This is a genomic window from Streptomyces coffeae (genome assembly GCF_016741875.1).
GTDB lineage: Bacteria > Actinomycetota > Actinomycetes > Streptomycetales > Streptomycetaceae > Streptomyces > Streptomyces coffeae.
Genome location: NZ_JAERRF010000209.1, coordinates 1 through 417 on the forward strand (window position 1 = coordinate 1; position 417 = coordinate 417).

General features: G+C 66.9%; 1 protein-coding gene. It reads left to right on the forward strand.

Annotation, left to right across the window (positions count from 1 at the left end; all coding sequences use genetic code 11):
* Positions 1-417: beta-ketoacyl synthase N-terminal-like domain-containing protein (locus tag JK363_RS41710; protein ID WP_201883528.1), on the forward strand; the 417-nt coding region annotated here is incomplete at both ends.

Consider the following 417-nt stretch of genomic DNA (forward strand, 5'->3'; position numbering starts at 1 on the left):
ATGTGACGGACTTCGACCCGGCGTTCTTCGGCATCTCCCCCCGCGAGGCGCTGGCGATGGACCCGCAGCAGCGACTGCTGCTGGAAACCTCCTGGGAGGCATTCGAGCGGGCCGGTATCGACCCGAACTCGGTGCGGGGCAGCCGATCCGGTGTCTTCGTCGGCACCAACGGCCAGGACTACGCCGCGTTGTTGATGGCCGCGCAGGAGAGCGTCGAGGGATACGCGGGCACCGGAATCTCGGCAAGTGTCATCTCCGGTCGGCTCTCCTACACCTTCGGCCTTGAAGGTCCCGCGGTGACGGTGGACACGGCGTGTTCGTCGTCGCTGGTGGCCCTGCATCTCGCGGTGCAGGCGCTGCACAAGGGCGAGTGTGAACTCGCGTTGGTCGGCGGTGTCACGGTGATGTCGACGCCGA